12 protein-coding genes are annotated in these 13,547 nt (G+C 68.0%); 7 read left to right on the forward strand and 5 right to left on the reverse strand.

Going from position 1 to position 13,547, the window contains the following annotated elements:
- Window positions 1-4: 4 nt before the first annotated feature.
- Window positions 5-664, reverse strand: coding sequence for a carbonate dehydratase (can, locus tag IT182_04480; GenBank protein ID MCC6162590.1), 660 nt, complete (start codon window positions 662-664; stop codon window positions 5-7).
- Between the two features lie 128 nt (window positions 665-792).
- Between can and IT182_04485 the strand changes: the two genes are divergently transcribed.
- Window positions 793-1,287, forward strand: a complete 495-nt coding sequence (locus tag IT182_04485; protein ID MCC6162591.1) for a transcriptional repressor — start codon at window positions 793-795, stop codon at window positions 1,285-1,287.
- 28 nt (window positions 1,288-1,315) lie between these two features.
- Window positions 1,316-3,484 carry a catalase/peroxidase HPI gene (gene katG / locus IT182_04490; protein MCC6162592.1) on the forward strand — a complete coding sequence of 723 codons (2,169 nt, stop codon included), beginning with the start codon at window positions 1,316-1,318 and terminating at the stop codon, window positions 3,482-3,484.
- Between the two features lie 48 nt (window positions 3,485-3,532).
- Here the strand turns inward: katG and corA are convergent, their stop codons facing one another.
- The 3 genes from corA to IT182_04505 form a co-directional block, all read right to left on the reverse strand.
- On the reverse strand, window positions 3,533-4,510 hold the full coding sequence (corA, locus tag IT182_04495) for a magnesium/cobalt transporter CorA (protein ID MCC6162593.1): 978 nt from the start codon (window positions 4,508-4,510) through the stop codon (window positions 3,533-3,535).
- A gap of 118 nt (window positions 4,511-4,628) precedes the next feature.
- Complete coding sequence (locus tag IT182_04500; GenBank protein MCC6162594.1) at window positions 4,629-4,934, reverse strand: hypothetical protein; 306 nt, start codon at window positions 4,932-4,934, stop codon at window positions 4,629-4,631.
- Between the two features lie 3 nt (window positions 4,935-4,937).
- A complete protein-coding gene (locus IT182_04505) occupies window positions 4,938-5,984 on the reverse strand; it encodes a M4 family metallopeptidase (protein ID MCC6162595.1) in 1,047 nt (348 codons plus the stop codon).
- Between the two features lie 228 nt (window positions 5,985-6,212).
- Here IT182_04505 and IT182_04510 point away from each other — a divergent pair, with 228 nt between their 5' ends.
- On the forward strand, window positions 6,213-7,292 hold the full coding sequence (locus IT182_04510; GenBank protein MCC6162596.1) for a hypothetical protein: 1,080 nt from the start codon (window positions 6,213-6,215) through the stop codon (window positions 7,290-7,292).
- A 63-nt stretch (window positions 7,293-7,355) separates the two neighbouring features.
- Entirely contained in the window at window positions 7,356-7,862 is a 507-nt protein-coding gene (locus tag IT182_04515; protein ID MCC6162597.1) for a CopD family protein, read from the forward strand.
- Between the two features lie 171 nt (window positions 7,863-8,033).
- On the opposite strand, the gene IT182_04520 is transcribed toward IT182_04515, so the two are convergent.
- A complete protein-coding gene (locus IT182_04520) occupies window positions 8,034-9,398 on the reverse strand; it encodes a TrpB-like pyridoxal phosphate-dependent enzyme (GenBank protein ID MCC6162598.1) in 1,365 nt (454 codons plus the stop codon).
- A gap of 122 nt (window positions 9,399-9,520) precedes the next feature.
- Here IT182_04520 and IT182_04525 point away from each other — a divergent pair, with 122 nt between their 5' ends.
- From IT182_04525 to IT182_04535, 3 genes are all read left to right on the forward strand, one after another.
- Entirely contained in the window at window positions 9,521-9,886 is a 366-nt protein-coding gene (locus tag IT182_04525; protein MCC6162599.1) for a helix-turn-helix transcriptional regulator, read from the forward strand.
- A gap of 4 nt (window positions 9,887-9,890) precedes the next feature.
- Complete coding sequence (locus tag IT182_04530; protein MCC6162600.1) at window positions 9,891-12,437, forward strand: ABC transporter permease; 2,547 nt, start codon at window positions 9,891-9,893, stop codon at window positions 12,435-12,437.
- 82 nt (window positions 12,438-12,519) lie between these two features.
- Complete coding sequence (locus IT182_04535) at window positions 12,520-13,410, forward strand: substrate-binding domain-containing protein (GenBank protein ID MCC6162601.1); 891 nt, start codon at window positions 12,520-12,522, stop codon at window positions 13,408-13,410.
- Window positions 13,411-13,547 lie beyond the last annotated feature (137 nt).

Below are 13,547 nucleotides of genomic sequence, written 5' to 3' on the forward strand. Positions count from 1 at the left end.
ACGGCTACGCCGTCCGAGGCGCACGGGCACCGATGCGTGCCACCGCGTTCGCGTAGGTGGCCGCATCGTCGTGTCCCGTCAGCTTGCAGCCCAGATCGCGCAGCAGGCCGTCGTGGATGTCGTAGATCCAGCCATGGATCGCGAGGGGCTGACCGCGCTCCCACGCGGTGCGCACGACGGTGGTCTGGCCCACGTTACGCACCTGCTCGATCACGTTCAGTTCGGTGAGGCGGTCGACGCGGTCCTGCGGCGACAGGTCGTCGCCGAACAGCGCGCCGTGCCGCTCCCGCACGTCCTGCACGTGGCGGAGCCAGTTGTCGATGAGGCCCAGCGAGAGATCGTCATGGGCAGCCTTCACACCGCCGCAGCCGTAGTGCCCCACCACGAGCACGTCGCGGATCTCCAGCGCCTCGACGGCGTATTGCAGCACCGACAGGCAGTTCAGGTCCGTGTGGACCACCACATTGGCGACGTTGCGGTGGACGAACAGGTCGCCAGGCGCGAGCCCGACGATCTGGTTGGCGGGTACCCGGCTGTCGGAACACCCGATCCACAGGTAGTGCGGCCGCTGCTGCGCCGCGAGGGTCTCGAAGAACTGCGGATCGTCCGCGACGATGTCGGCCTGCCACTTCCGGTTGTTCGCAAACAGTTGCGCGATGTGCATACGCGCACCGTATCGTGGAAATGCGGAATCGCGAGTGATGAAATGGTGATCGAACCGGCCCCGCCCGTAGTCGGTAGAAATAATCACATATTGGAATCATTCAAAATTGTGATAGAATCTGCCGCGTGATGCGGATCGCACCTGCGGAGCGCCTCAGGGCGCGGGGCATTCAGGTCACGGCACAGCGATTGGCCGTCCTGGAAGCCGTGGCGGCGCGTCCGCACGCGACGGCCGAGGGCGTGGCCGAGATCGTGCGCGAGCGGATCGGGACGATCTCGCTGCAGTCCGTGTACGACGCGCTGGGGCTGCTCGTCGCCGAAGGCTTGTTGCGTCGACTGCAGCCGTCAGGATCGCCGGCGCTCTTCGAGGACCGTGTCGGCGACAACCATCACCACATGATCTGCCGCATCTGCGGCCGCGTGGTCGACATCGACTGCGTCGTCGGCGCGGCGCCCTGCCTGTCCGCTGTCAATCACAACGGCTACGAGATCGACGAGGCCGAGATCTCGTTCTGGGGACGGTGCCCCGACTGCGTGGCGCAGTCGCGCGTGCCGTCGCCATCGCCCGCCTCGGCTCCGGGACGAACCCGCCGCCGGACCACTCGCGTCACCCCACACCAGTAACCCCAGTACCAGTAGAGGACACGTGAACATGGAGAGCACCCAGCAGTGCCCCTTCTCGGCCAGGACTCACAGCGGGACCACCAATCGTGACTGGTGGCCGAACCAGCTCGATCTGAAGGTCCTGCACCAGAATTCGCCGTCGCGCGATCCGATGGGCGCCGGATTCGACTACGCCGCCGAGTTCAGGACGCTCGATTTCGCGGCATTGAAGCAGGACATCGCCGCGCTGATGACGCAGTCGCAGGATTGGTGGCCCGCCGATTTCGGGCACTACGGCCCGCTGTTCATCCGGATGGCGTGGCACGCGGCAGGCACCTATCGAACCTTCGATGGGCGCGGTGGCGCGGGCTCCGGCGAGCAGCGGTTCGCCCCGCTCAACAGCTGGCCCGACAACGTCAATCTCGACAAGGCGCGGCGCCTGCTGTGGCCGATCAAGAAGAAGTACGGCCGCAAGATCTCGTGGGCGGACCTGATGGTGCTCACCGGCAACGTGGCCCTCGAGACCATGGGCTTCAAGACGTTCGGCTTCGGCGGCGGCAGGCCAGACGTGTGGGAGCCGACAGACGTCAACTGGGGCACCGAGAGCACGTGGCTCGGTGCCGACAAGCGCTACTCGGGCGATCGTGAGCTGGCCAGCCCGCTGGCCGCGACGATGATGGGCCTCATCTACGTGAACCCGGAGGGGCCAGACGGCAATCCGGACCCCGTGGCGGCGGCGCGCGACATCCGCGAGACGTTCGCCCGCATGGCGATGAACGACGAAGAGACGGTGGCGCTCATCGCCGGGGGGCACACGTTCGGCAAGACGCACGGTGCCGGTCCCGCCACGCACGTCGGCCCGGCTCCAGAAGCCGCGCCGCTCGAAGCGCTCGGGCTCGGGTGGGCGAGTACGTACGGATCGGGCAAGGCCGGCGACACGATCGGGAGCGGCCTCGAAGTGACGTGGACGTCGGCGCCCACCCGGTGGACCAACAACTTCCTCTGGAACCTGTTCGGCTACGAGTGGGAGCTCACCAAGAGCCCGGCGGGTGCCCACCAGTGGAAGCCGAAGCACGGAATGGGTGCCAACACGGTCCCCGATGCGCACGACCCGACGAAGAAGCATGCACCGACGATGCTGACGACGGACCTGTCGCTGCGCTTCGATCCGGCGTACGAGAAGATCTCGCGCCGCTTCCTCGAGAACCCTGACGAGTTCGCGACGGCGTTCGCCAAGGCGTGGTTCAAGCTCACGCACCGCGACATGGGGCCCGTCTCGCGCTATCTCGGCCCGGAAGTCCCGAGTGATCTGCAGCTCTGGCAGGATCCCGTGCCGCCCTCATCGTCTGCGCCACTCGACGAGGCCGACATCGCCGGACTCAAGGCGGCGCTGCTGACGTCTGGCCTGTCCACGACGCAACTGGTGAATACGGCGTGGGCGTCCGCCTCGTCGTTCCGCGGGACCGACAAGCGTGGCGGCGCCAACGGCGCGCGCCTCCGCCTCGCGCCGCAGAAGGACTGGGAGGTCAACCAGCCCGCCGAACTCGCGAAGGTGCTGCCGGTGTTCGAGCAGGCGCAACAGGCGTTCAACACGGCCAACGCTGTGTCAGGCAAGCAGGTGTCGCTCGCCGATCTGATCGTGCTCGGTGGCGATGCCGCCGTCGAGCAGGCGGCCAGGGCGGCGGGCGTCGACGTACAGGTACCGTTCACGCAGGGCCGTACCGACGCCACGCAGGACCAGACAGACGTCGAGTCGTTCGGCGTGCTCGAGCCAGTGGCCGACGGGTTCCGCAACGTCACGACGAACATGCTCGCAGTGCCGGCCGAGGTCGCACTCGTCGAACGTGCGCGGATGCTCACGCTCACGGCACCGCAGATGACGGTACTCGTCGGTGGTCTCAGAACGATCACGGCGCAGGGGACGGGTTTCACGAGCCGCCCCGGCGCGCTGACCAACGACTTCTTCGTCACGCTGCTTGGCATGGACACGAAGTGGGCGCCCACATCGCCTGCTGCCGAGACGTTCGAAGGGACGCGTTCGTCAGGCGACTCGGCGGGATGGACGGCCACGCGCGTCGACCTGCTCTTCGCGTCGAACTCGGAGCTGCGCGCGCTGGCGGAGGCCTACGCCAGCGACGATGCGGGCGAACTGTTCGTCCGCGACTTCGTGGCGGCGTGGACGAAGGTGATGAACCTCGACCGCTTCGACGTGGCCTGATGCACTCCGTGTGGACGGCTGTCGGCTCGCGGGCCGGCAGCCGTCCACTCACAACCAGCCGTACTTCCTGAACTTCACGTACAGCACGGCGTCGATGGCCAGCATCGTCGCCAGCGTGAGCGGATACCCCCAGACCCAGTGCAGTTCCGGCATGTGCGTGAAGTTCATGCCGTAGATGCCCGCCAGCAGCGTCGGCACGGTGATGAGCGCGCCGTACGCCGCGAGCTTCTTGGTCACCTGACTGTCGGCGATCCCGATGAGCGCGAGCGTCACGGTGATACCCGTCTGCAGCATTTCGCGCTGTGAATCGATCGCCGCGTTGATCCGCATGAGGTGATCGAAGACGTCGCGGAAGTATTCCTGCGCGCCGAGGCAGACAGACGGCACGCGTCCGCCCGTGAGCCGCGCGGTCGCTTCCATCAGCGACGCCACGGCGTGCTTGAGCACCATGAGCCGGTACTTGAGGTCGTAGAACGCCTCGATGTTCTTCGCACTCGGCACGCCGCGGAAGATCTCGCCTTCGAGCCGTTCGAGTTCGGCTTCGAGGCGATCCAGGACGGGGAAGTACCTGTCGACGACGGCGTCCATGATCGCATAGAGCACGAACCCCGATCCGCGCGCGAGGTTCTCGGGATCCATCTCGGCGCGCGTCCTGACGTCGCGGAAGCCGAGCGGCGACTTGCGTCGCACCGACAGCACGTAGTTGCGGCCCACGAACACGTCCACTTCGCCGACGATGAAGTCGCCGTCGGGATTGGCGGGATCGAGGTCGATGGTCTGCAGCACCACGAACATGCTGGCGCCGTACTCTTCGACCTTGGGCCGCTGCTGTCCCTTGCGCGCGTCCTCGACGGCCAGTTCGTGGAGTCCGAACTCCTCGGCCATGTGCGCCAGTTCGGCATCGTCGGGATCGAGCAGGGCCACCCACACGAAGCAGTCGGGACGGACGACGTACTCGGAGATCGCCTCGCTGCCGATGTCGGCGAGCCTCGTGCCGTTCTGGTAGACAACGCAGTTGACGAGCATGGTGCCGGCACATGATGCGGCCGCGCACGGGTCGCGGGCAACCGGCCTCCGGGCCAGGTGCCCGGTGTCCGGTGCCGACCCGGGACGTCGCCGCGAGACGACATCCGGCGGCCAGCGTTCAGAGGTGCCCCGGTTTCGCGCGAGCCGACAGGCGTTCGACGAGCGCGAAGAGGGTGTCGGGCAGATTCAACTCGTCGAACGTCAACCGACGCCGGCCTGCGTCGGTATCGATGTCGAGCTCATAGCAGAGCGTGTCGCGAGCGGCAACTGCGTCAGCGGCAGACGGCGCCAGTCGAGGGGCGCTGACCGCACGGGTGAGCGCCGCCCGTTCGTCAGCCGTCAGTTCCGCGGCCGGCAGTTCACTCGTGCGGATGAGGCCGGCAAAGCCCCCCGATTGTCGCAGGCAGACCCTGGTGATGCGCACGCGTCAGAATCCCACGGTCTTCCAGGCCTTCGCCACCGCATTCTCCGCGGCGCTGCCGACGCCGTACATCGTCGCGGCCTTCTCGAGCGTCGTGCTGACCATGTCCGCGAACTGGCTCGTCTGCGTGAGCGCCAGCATCGACTGATACCAGATCGCGCCGGCCTTCTCCCACGCGTGTCCGCCGAGCGTGGTCGCGACGAGGAAGAACGCGTGATTGGGGATGCCCGAGTTGATGTGGACGCCGCCGCCGTCGGCGCTGCCCGTGTACTTGCCGGAGAGATGCTTGGGCTGCGGATCGGTGCCCAGATACACGTCGTTCTCGTACGCCTTCGCGGCCGTGAACGTGCGCAACGACCGCGCGGATGTGGCCGGTCCCATGATCTCCGCGCCAACCAGCCAGTCGGCCTTCGCCGCTGTCTGCTTCTTCTTCCATTGCTTCACGAGCACGCCGAAGACGTCGGCGAAGTGCTCGTTGAGCGCGCCCGGCTCGTTGCGGTACTCGAGGTTGCACGTGTGGGTCACGACGCCGTGGGTCAGCTCGTGCCCGACGACGTCGAGCGAGCGCGTGAAGCGCGTGAAGACGATGCCGTCTCCGTCGCCGTACGCCATCTGCTCGCCGTTCCAGAAGGCGTTGTTGTAGTTGCGGCTGATATGGACGCTCGAAATGAGGGACATGCCGCGGTCGTCGAGCGAGTTGCGCCCGAAGAGTCGCTTGTAGAAATCGTAGGTCGAGCCGGAGTGGTCGTACGCCTCGTTGACAGCCGGATCGGTCGAACGGGGATCGCGCTCGCGGCGGACGAGCGTGCCGGGCAGGAACGTCGCGCCCTGGTGCTTCATGTCGTAGACCAGGCGCTCCTTCTTGCGATCGGCCGCGGGAATCGCCGCCATCATCGGCATCTGCGCGAGCGTCGTGCGCGTGGCGCGCAACGTGGCGGAGCGTGCGATGGCGCTGATCGCGTGCTTGCGGACGTTCACGTCGTCGGACTCCGCCAGGCGGTCGAGCACGTACGGCGGCAGGATGCAGTGGATGGGATCGTGATGGCAGCGCATGACGGGGCTCCTCCGTGCTCTCCTTCAAACGCCCGTCCACGCTGTTGCGTACAGGAGCCTCCGCGAGTCAGGGCTTCCGCCTTCGCGACGCGACGGCGAGACCCCGGCCTCCATCCGAGCTGGAGCGCACGTCGCCCGGGGCCATATCGTCGTTGTTGCCCCCGGTGCCCGGTGCCCGGTGCCCGGTGCCCGGTGCCCGGCCGTGTCGCGATAGAGTGAGCGTGTCCCATGTGCGCCACCCGTTCACGAGTCCTGTCCATCCGCGTCCCGCTGCTGGTGGTGACGATGGCGGGGCTCATGGCGGGGTTGGTGGCGGGCCTGGCGCGGATGGGCTGGAACGTGCCGATCGGCGCGGGCGTTGGTGCCGTGCATGGTCCGCTCCTGGTGTTCGGCGTGTTCACGGCGCTCATCGGAATCGAGCGCGCAGCGGCGTTCGAGGCGCGATGGACGTACGCCGGGCCTGGCGCGGCGGTGCTCACGGCGCTGGCGCTCGTCTCCGGGATGCCGGATGTGGCGTCCGTGCTGGCCGTGGCAGGCGCGACAGGCATGGCCGCGCTGAACGTGGCCATCGTGCGACGGCAGGCCAGCACGCCGACATGGCTGATGCTGCTCGCGTCGCTGGTGCTGGTGGCGTCGGCCATCGCCTGGGCGACGGGTGCGCCGGTGCCCCTGCTGGTGCCGTCGTGGATCGCGTTCTTCGCCCTGACCATCTCGTCGGAGCGACTGGAGATCTCGCGCTTCGTCTCGCCGCCGGCGTGGGCCGTTCGCGCGCTCACGCTGGCGTCGCTCACGCTCGCCGTGGCGTCGGTGATCGCGATCGCCTCACCCCGCGTCGCGCTGCGTATCACGGGGAGCGCGCTCGTCATCGTGTCTGCGTGGCTGCTGCGGTTCGACATCGCGCGTCGCCTCGTGCGCCAGACGGGCCTGGCGCAGTTCACGGCGGTGGCCGTCCTGAGTGGCAGCGCGTGGCTGGGAGTGGCGGGGCTTCAGATCGCACTGACCGGCCTGCCTGTGGCGGGTCCTCTGTACGACGCGGCGCTGCACGCCGTCTTCGTCGGGTTCGTCCTCACCATGGTGATGGCGCATGCCCCGATCATTCTGCCGGCCATCGTCGGCATCGCGATTCCGTACCATCGCGTGTTCTTCGTGCCTCTGGCCCTGCTCCAGATCTCACTCGTGGTGCGCGTCGTCGCGGACTGGAGCGGCGCAGGCGCGTGGCGACAATGGGCGGGCGTGGCCAACATCGGGGCATTGCTGTTGTTCGCGGCCTCAGCCTTCTTCAGCCGGTTCACGACACGCAAGCCCTGACTTGACCTGTGAGCCGCAAGCCGCAAGCCGCAAGCCGTACGCCGTAAACCGTAAGACCCCCGCATGCACACGCTCTACTTCATCTCCGTCGCGCTCCACATCCTCGCCGCCACGATCTGGATTGGCGGCATCGCGTTCCTGGTGCTCGTCGTGGTGCCGTGGCTGCGCAGCGGCAGCCGAGTGGCCGCCGGCGTGTTCCTGCGCGAGACGGGCCTGCGCTTCCGCAACGTCGGCTGGACGTGCTTCGGTGTGCTGATCGTGACGGGCACGTTCAATCTCTGGTACCGGGGCGTGAGGCCGTGGCACTTCATCGATCCCGCATGGCTGCGGTCGTCGTTCGGCAGTGCCATCGCGCTGAAGCTGGCGGTCTTCGCCGCGGTGCTCGGCATCAGCGTCATCCACGATTTCAGTGTCGGGCCACGTGCCACGCGCGCGCTGGAGCAGGATCCCACCGGACCGGAAGCCGCGCGGTTGCGCCGTCAGGCGAGCCTCCTCGGCCGCGCCAACGCGCTGCTCGCGCTCGCGCTGCTCGTCATCGCCGTGGCGATCGTCAGAGGCTGGCCGCGCTAGCAGCGCTGGCACCCACAAGGGGTGTCCCTACATCTGTTCGGGTGTGATCGACCACTCCGAGGCTGCCGCGCGGCCGCCGGGTTGTCCGGTGCTTGCCGCGCGGCAGCGCCGCAGGCGCGAAGACGGGCCCCGTGCCCGGGTGTGCGGTTGCCGGTTGCCCCTTGCCGGGACTTACGCGTCCACCGTCGGCAGGCCGGCGAGAGACGTCGCCAGTTCTCCCTCGTCATAGCTCTGATCCGTGAGCGCGCCCGACAGGTAGTCGGTATAGGCCTGCATGTCGAAGTGGCCATGTCCGCTCAGGTTGATCAGCACTGCGCGCGAGACGTCCTCCTCGCGGCAGCGCAGCGCCTCGTCGATGGCCGCTTTCACGGCGTGCGTCGATTCCGGCGCAGGCACGATGCCTTCGGCGCGGGCAAACTGCACGCCGGCGGCGAAGCACTCGGTCTGCAGCAGCGCCTGCGCCTCGATGAGGCCAAGCTCCTTGACGTGCGACACGAGTGGCGCCATGCCGTGGTACCGCAGGCCACCGGCGTGGAACCCGGGTGGCATGAACGTCGAACCCAGTGTGTGCATGCGCGTCAGCGGCGTGAGGTGCGCCGTGTCGCCGAAGTCGTACGCGTAGCGTCCGCGCGTGAGGCTCGGGCACGCGGCCGGTTCCACGGCGATGACGCGCGGCGACGGCCCGCCGCGCAGGCGGGCACCGATGAACGGGAACGCGATACCCGCGAAGTTCGACCCGCCACCCGCCGCACCGATGATGACGTCGGGATAGTCGTCGGCCATCTCGAATTGCGCGAGCGCTTCGAGGCCGATCACCGACTGGTGCAGCAGCACGTGATTGAGGACCGACCCGAGCGCGTAGTTCGTGTCGGCACGCGTCGCGGCAACTTCGACGGCCTCCGAAATCGCCATGCCGAGGCTGCCCCGGCACGACGGATCACGCGCCAGGACGTCGCGACCGTAGGCCGTTTCGTTCGACGGACTGGCGACGCAGCGGGCGCCGTAGGTTTCCATCAACGCGCGCCGGTACGGCTTCTGATCGTACGACACGCGCACCATGAACACCTGCACCTCGATGCCGAAGAGGGCGCCGGCAAACGCCAGCGACGATCCCCATTGCCCGGCGCCTGTCTCGGTGCTGATTTTCCTGATGCCGGCCTCGCGGTTGTAGAACGCCTGCGCCACCGACGTGTTCGGCTTGTGGCTGCCTGCCGGACTCACGCCTTCGTATTTGTAGTAGATGCGTGCGGGCGTCTGCAGCTCGCGTTCGAGACGGCGTGCGCGGAAGAGCGGCGACGGCCGCCACTGGCGATACACGTCGCGCACGGGTTCGGGAATCTCGATCTCGCGATCGGTGGAGACCTCCTGCGCGATGAGCGACATCGGGAACAACGGTGCGAGATCGTCAGGCCCGAGAGGCTGGAGCGTGCCCGGGTGCAGCACCGGCGGTGGCGGCGACGGCAGGTCGGCCACGAGGTTGTACCAGTGGGTGGGCAGGCGCGACTCATCGAGCAGGTATTTCACGCGATCCGACATCGAGTTCCTCCGATGGTCCGACATGCTATCGCACGTCCCGGTGCCCGATGCCCGATGCCCGATGCCCGGTGGCTGGGCATGTGTCCATTGACGATATATCCATATCGCATATAATGGCGTCCATGCCTGCGCACTCCGACGACGATGTTGCCGGACAGCTGCCGTTGCAGCCGGCCACCTTCCACATCCTCGTGGCGCTCGCCGACGGCGATCGACATGGCTACGCCATCATCCAGGACGTGGCATCGCTCACGGCCGGTGCGATCCGGTTGAGCCCGGGCACGCTCTATCGATCCATCCAGCGCATGCTCGACGATGGCCTCATCCTCGAGACCGACGACCGTCCCGCGCCCGAAGACGATGACCAACGCCGGCGCTACTACCGGGTGACGCCGTTCGGTGTCGCCGTGGCGAAGGCCGAGGCCGCCAGGCTTGCCGACCTCGTGCGTATGGCGCGCAGCCGCGGCCTGGCGCCGCGCAGGATCTGACGCCATGGTGCGCTGGCTGCTCCGTCTCTACCCGGCGTCGTTCCGTCACGCGCACGGCCGTGAACTGGAGGCGCTCATCGCGCGCGAGCGGCGCGACGTGCGTACGCCGTGGCGCATCGTACCGTTCTGGCTGCGCATCGTCTTCGACGCGTGCGTGAGCGCCGCGGCGGCGCACTGCGACATCCTGAAACATGACGTACGCGACGCGTGGCGCGCGTATCGCCGGGCGCCAGGGTTCGCGGTGACGGTGCTGGTGCTCGTCGCACTGGGGATCGGCGCGACGACGGCGGCCTTCTCGCTGGCGGACGTGGTGCTCCTGCGGCCGTTGCCCTTCCCGGACGCCGATCGACTCGTGAAGGTGTGGGAGCGGCGGCCGGGCTTCTCGCAGATGGAACTGTCGCCGGCCAACTATCGCGACTGGAAGGGCATGGCGACGTCGTTCGAGACGTTCTCCGCCTACCGCGGTCTCTCCGCCACGTTGATTCGTTCCGGACGGCCCTCGCGCATCGATGGCACCGTGGTGACGGCCGATCTGCTGCGAACGCTCGGCGCGACGCCGCGCCTCGGCCGCGCCTTCACCGAGGCCGACGATCGTGAAGGCGCTCCCGCCACGGTGCTCCTGAGTCACGGGCTCTGGGAGCGCGAGTTCGGGGCCGACCCCTCGGTCGTCGGTACCACGATCCGCCTCGACGACGAGATTCACACCATCGCCGGCGTGATGCCGCGCGACTTCCACTTCCCGCGTCGCAGTACGCAACTGTGGGTGCCGATGCGGCTCGCGGCCGAGGCGCTCGTCGATCGCAACGACAACTACCTCGACGTCGTCGCGCGCGTGCGAAGCGATGTCCCGATCGAGCAGGCACGAACCGAGATGTCGTGGCTCGCCGAGCGGCTGAAGCAGGCGTATCCGACAGAGAACGAGCATACGGGCGCCAATGTGACGGCGTTGCGCGACGAGGCAGGGCAGCAGGCGCGGTTGATGTTGCTCGCGCTCGCGGGAGCATCGGCGTGCGTGCTCCTGCTCGCGTGCTCGAATCTCGCCAACCTGCTGGTGGCACGCGCGATCGCGCGACGGCGGGAGATGGCCCTGCGACTGGCGCTCGGTGCCGGTCGTGAACGGCTCGTACGCCAGGTGTTGACCGAGACGCTCCTGCTCACCGGGCTCGGCGGTGTCGTGGGCGTGACCCTGGCAGCCGGCGCCTTGCCGGCGCTCTCGCGCCTGGTGCCGTCGGCGTTGCCGATCACCGACGTCCCCGCGATCGACGCGCGCGTCCTCGGCTTCGCCGTGCTCGCCACACTGGTGACCGGGCTGAGCGTGTCGCTCGTGCCGCTGCTCAGGCACGCGCGCGATCGTGTGGGCGAGGGCTTACGGGAAGGGGCGCGTGCGATCGGAGCCGGCAGCGAGCGCGCGCGAGGCGCGCTCGTCGTCACACAGCTGGCGGCGTCGGTCGTCCTGCTCGTGATGTGCGGCCTGCTCCTGCGTGCGCTGTGGACCATCAGGGTCGTCGACCCGGGGTTCACGACGACAGGCGTGCTGACGGCACGGACGTCGCTGCCGATGCCGAAGTACGAGAACACCGAGTCTCGCACGCGGTTCTACGCGCGCGTCCTGTCCGACGTGCGTGCCGTGCCCGGCGTCACGCACGCGGCGTACATCAGCTTCCTCCCGCTCGGCGACATGCGTGGCGGCATCTTCCCCGTCGGCGTCGGTGCGGTGGTCGAGGATCGACGCGACAACAACGTCGCGCTCCTTCGCTACGCCACCCCGGGCTACTTCGAGGCGATGAGGATTCCGTTGCGGGAGGGACGGGACCTCGCACAGACGGACACGTCCGAGACGCAGCCCGTCGCCGTCGTCAGTCGACGTGCCGACGGCCCTCGCCGCGATGGCGCTCGTTCTCGCCATGACCGCCATCGGCAGCCTCGTACCCGCCGTCAGGGCCGCGCGCGTCGACCCCGCATCCGTCCTTCGCTCGGCGTAGTGCCGATCTGCGCGCCCTCGCGCGCCGCCGAGCTGTCCTCAGCGCGACTCCGTGATTCAATGGCAGCGGCCCGATCGGTCCGTGGCCAGGGAGTTGCCATGACACCTGTGATCCGTCTGCTTCGAGCCGCCGGGACGGCGGCGCTCACGCTCGTCCTCGTTGCCGTGCCGGCCGTCGCGCAGACCGGTGGCGATGGATCGCAGGGCACGCCCGCCACGAAGGACCGCTATCTGGTCGCCTACCAGATCAACAGTGGCGACGATGCGCACATCGCGGCGGCGCTGAAGAACATCGGGAACGCGCTGACGGATCCGCGCCTGAAGGGGAAGCTGCAGGTGCGGCTCGTCGTCCATGGGAGCGGAGTGAAGACACTTCGCAAGGACGGTGGCTTCGAGTCCACGCTGCGCGCGCTGGCAGACGAGGGCGTGGCCCTGCTGCAGTGCGAACGCACGCTCGCGGAACGCAAGATCCCGAAGACCGACATGCTGCCGTTCATCTCGTACGTGCCGAGCGCCAACGGCGAGCTGATCATCCTCCAGCAGCAGGGCTGGGCGATCATGCATCCCTGAGTGGCGCCGCCGCGCGAGATCGCGAGACACCATGACCGCATCCTCATTCAGGCTCGGCCTGGGCGTCGTCGCCTGTGCGCTGATGGCGGGTTGCGCGCCGGCCGTCGTGACGACGTTCGATCCGCCATGGAACCCGCTGCCGCGAGCCAACGACTTCACCGTGGCTGGCATCGACACGGTGCCTGACCTTCACGGCGACGTGAACGACCCGCAACTGGTCGTCTTCTTCGCGGGCAACCAGTTCATGGTGGTCCGCGATCTGGTCGAGGCCTTCCGGCAGGCGCATCCCGAGATTCAGCGCGTCTTCGTCGAGACCCTGCCGCCCGGGGTCCTCGCAAGACAGATCGAGGCCGGCGAGATCACGATCGGTAACATGACGATTACGCACAAGCCCGACGTGTATGCCGCAGGGCAGGCCCGGATGCACTCGATGGACGCGTTGTTCTCGCGGACCATGACGTACGCCAGGAATCGTCTCGCGCTCATGGTTCACGCAGGCAATCCGAAGCGCGTGACGGGATTGACGGATCTCGGCCGGCGTTCGTTGCGTGTCGCGATGCCGAACCCGGCATGGGAAGGCGTTGGTCAACGCATCGAAGAGGCGTACCGCAAGGCCGGTGGCGAGGCGTTGCGCGCCCGCGTGATGGTGGCCAAGACGGAGAATGGCACCACCTTCCTCACGCGCATCCATCATCGCCAGACACCGATGCGCATCCTGGCGCGGCAGTCCGACGTCGGGCCCGTATGGCACACCGAGGTCGCCTTCCAGAAAGCCATCGGGCACCCGATCGACGGCGTCGCGATCCCCGATGCGCAGAACGTGTTCGCCACGTACGTCATCGGACAGATGCGCGCGGCGCCGCGTCCAGACGCGGCCGCGAAGTTCTACGACTTCATGTCCAGCCAGGCCGCGCGCGACATCTACGCCAGATACGAATTCCTGCCGGCTGAACCGCCTCCGCACAGCCATTGACTCTCGCGCGGACGACGATGCCATCGCCGTCCGCGTCGCCGAGATGAGCGCATCACGCGGATCGGAGGAGGTCGGCGGCTCCAACTCCGTGCCACGACCGCACGCTCGCGCCCGTCACCCCCAATCGTCTGGCAGGC

This window comes from Acidobacteriota bacterium, assembly GCA_020845575.1.
Taxonomy (GTDB): Bacteria; Acidobacteriota; Vicinamibacteria; order Vicinamibacterales; family Vicinamibacteraceae; genus Luteitalea.